This window comes from uncultured Gimesia sp., assembly GCF_937919775.1.
GTDB lineage: Bacteria > Planctomycetota > Planctomycetia > Planctomycetales > Planctomycetaceae > Gimesia.
The window spans coordinates 1-3,077 of sequence record NZ_CALFPF010000430.1 but is presented as its reverse complement, the minus strand read 5'-3'; the positions used below and the strand labels follow the sequence as shown (position 1 = coordinate 3,077).

At 53.9% G+C, this 3,077-nt stretch carries 3 protein-coding genes; 1 reads left to right on the top strand and 2 read right to left on the bottom strand.

Going from position 1 to position 3,077, the window contains the following annotated elements; genetic code table 11:
* The first annotated feature begins 396 nt into the window (after positions 1–396).
* Complete coding sequence (locus tag Q0294_RS12025; protein WP_299465360.1) at positions 397–876, top strand: TIGR03067 domain-containing protein; 480 nt, start codon at positions 397–399, stop codon at positions 874–876.
* Between the two features lie 86 nt (positions 877–962).
* Here the strand turns inward: Q0294_RS12025 and Q0294_RS12020 are convergent, their stop codons facing one another.
* Together Q0294_RS12020 and Q0294_RS12015 are read right to left on the bottom strand one after the other, a co-directional pair.
* Complete coding sequence (locus Q0294_RS12020; RefSeq protein ID WP_299465358.1) at positions 963–2,423, bottom strand: mechanosensitive ion channel family protein; 1,461 nt, start codon at positions 2,421–2,423, stop codon at positions 963–965.
* Between the two features lie 272 nt (positions 2,424–2,695).
* Positions 2,696–3,016, bottom strand: a complete 321-nt coding sequence (locus tag Q0294_RS12015) for a hypothetical protein (RefSeq protein WP_299465356.1) — start codon at positions 3,014–3,016, stop codon at positions 2,696–2,698.
* Between the last annotated feature and the right edge of the window lie 61 nt (positions 3,017–3,077).

Here is a 3,077-nt window from a genome sequence, read left to right as displayed (position 1 = left end):
TCTATCTGCAAGATCCGAAAGAAGAAATCTCTCTCAGCGCCGGTGAGACCTATTCCGTGCGGCCCCGTCGCCCCCCACCTGGTGACCAATGCAGGAACAACGTCCACCACATTTCTGGTGCTGCAAGGCATCGGCGAATACGACTTCGTGCCTCTTGTTTGAATGGGGGCTGAAAAGTGATTCACCCGGAAAAAGTGGCAGTGGGAGACGATACCGGGAACGATTCCTGTTCCGAATCGGGGCTGCCACCTTTATAAAACCAGTCTCCTTCAATCTCCCTGATTCTTGCTACTGCCATCATGAAAATTGTTGTCGGTTGCCTGCGGGACTGTTAAGATCGAGAGTTGTACTTAATGTGACGACTGCCAATCTGAACTTCTTACCAGGGGGAAACTCATGAAACGTTCTCATTTCGGGTTGATGTTAGTCGGGGCATTTGCCATGCTCACGTCGATGAGTATGATCGCTTCCGCCGACGATGCAAAAGAGGCAGCAATCAGGAAAGACCGCCAGCGGATCGCAGGCACATGGCGGATTGTCGCCCTCGAAATTAACGGCAACAAGTCAAAAGACGAAGATGTCAGGAAAATGACGGTGGTCAACGGCGCTGACGGGACATGGAGTCTGAGTTCCGAAGGAAACGAGATTGTGAAGGGCACCAGCACCATTGATCCCACACAGAATCCCAAGGCCATCGACATCACGCCGACCACAGGGGAAGACGAGGGGAAATCGACCCTGGGAATCTACGAACTCGGAAAGAAAACGCGAAAGTTATGCTTCGCCTCAGCCGGAAAATCGCGTCCCACCGAGTTCACTTCGACCCCCGAGAATCAACAGATTTTAGTCACGTTCGAGAAAGAAAAGACGAAGTAGGCACGCTCGTTCGCGTTGCGATGAGCCTTCCCTCTCACATTCCCGGGTGGGACCGAATGCATTTCGTTCCCGCCACAGGTTTTCGATCAATCCTCCAGCAGATTCTGCCCCGATTCTGGTGAGCGGGATAACTTTGCCTGTTGTTTTATCTCGCTTGCTTCGCTGATTAAATCTCCTTCGGCTTCGTTGGCCGAGGCTGCTTCTGCTTCCGACGGCGGCTGCTTCGCTTGTGCGATCACCGGCGGCTCAGAAATCTGGTCGCGTTCTGAGCTCATCCGCACCGGCACCCCTTCGGGAAAGACGATTTCGCGGGCCTCGTCAGGCATCGAGATTCCCGCCTGATCGAACGCGAGCAGGGTGAGTCGAATGACGGCCGAACGTACTTTGAACGTGCTGAATTCGGCTGTGTTGATCCAGAAATAAACCCTCAGATTCACCGTCGAGGCGCCGAGCGACTCCACCAGAACCATTGATTCCGGCTCAGAAACGATGGCGGGATGATCTTCGAGCACCTTCAGGGCAATCGCCTGGGCTTTCGAAATCGCATCGGCGTAACCGATGCCGACCAGGAAATCGAAGCGGGTATTCGGATTGGCTGTAAAGTTGGTGATGGTTTCTTTGTAGATGGTCGCGTTGGGAATCTGCACGTGGTTTCCCTCAAGCGTCATCAGCAAAGCCGAGCGGGTATTGACGCTCTGCAGATACCCCTTGTAGCCAGCAACCTCGATCAGATCACCCATCACAAACGGTCTCTGGATGCTGATCAGGATACTGGCGAGAAAGTTTTCGGCGATATCGCGAAAGGCAAATCCAATCACCAGAGCCACCAGTCCGGTCCCCCCCAGAACCGTCATCGCCAGGCGCGTTAAACCTGAAATCGTCAGAATGAGATAGAGGCCGAGCAGAAACACCGGGATGGCCGCCGCCCGCGAAGCGACGTCGCCGAGTAAGAGGCTTTTCATCCGTTTTTGAAACAGGCCGGCCGTAAGTCGTGCAGTCCAGACACTGGCCCACCAGGTGACAAACAGTAACAGGATGCCGACAAAAATCAGCGGGATGTTTTGAAACGTCTTCAAACCGACGGCCGTGAGTTCTCCAAACGCATCCGAAAGGTCCCACATGGATTTTTGACGGACCTCTATCCGATTCACGACGGCCACAACATCCTGAGTTTTGCTGGCCAGTTTTGCCACCCACTCCTTGTGCGGTTCTGTATCCACCTCACCAGACAGGAATACGACCCCTTCTTCGACGTGCGCTTCCGGCCGTTTGAACCACCCGGTCGCTTCCATAATCCGCACCAGCCGGGATTCAATCTCGGCATCGCCGGCGACGGGATTCACGTCGACCTTCGCGGGGGTTTCCGGCGCAGCCGTATCGGTGGGTTCCGGCGGCGCTTCTTGCGCCGGCGGAATCTGCGCAGCGGCAGGTGACATTGATAAGGGGTAAATGACAATGACCACACTGAGCAAGATAATGCCGTGAAAGACAGCACCGTGAAAGCCAGCACTGAGAAAATGCCGGAGCATGACAAAAAACGCCTTCATCAGTGGTGACTCCTGGAATTCATGGCTGCTATCGTACAGGGACTTTGGAAACAAGCAAGGTAACCGATTTGCATTTTGATTGGAAGCAGTTGACGGAATCATCTTTAGCCACCGGCAAAGGTGAAGCGATGTGGATACGGCGAATTAAAACGTTTCTCTGAAATGGAGGGGCCGCCAATATAAGTATCTGCCCTCTTTTATCTCACCTGGCCTTAATTAAAGGTGACTGGCTCATGGAATCCCCAGGAAGCCGCGAGCGCATCGGCGGCTTCTTATTTGATCAACTGATATCCCGTGCGCGAGGTGCGGTACTTGATCTCATGCGCACTCTTAAGTCCCCGGTCTTTTCCGTCGCCGGTCATCGTTCCGTTTTCGCAACAGGCGACGACTTTCAATATTCCCATTGCCTGTACATTCACCGGCTCGCTAATTGTGACATCGAAAGTCCCATCTTGCTTAATACGGGCCACGTATGGTTTTTGGAAATATTGGGTTCGCACGTCAGGTGCAGTGTCGTAAACGATGACGCTATGTGCCGGAACATTCGACGTAATGCGTCCGGTCAGATGTGCCACCCGTCGTCGTACTGCCACCTCTCAGAACACGCGGCGCACTGCGCAAGGATACGCTTCTTGCTCTTCTGCCGCTTGTGCC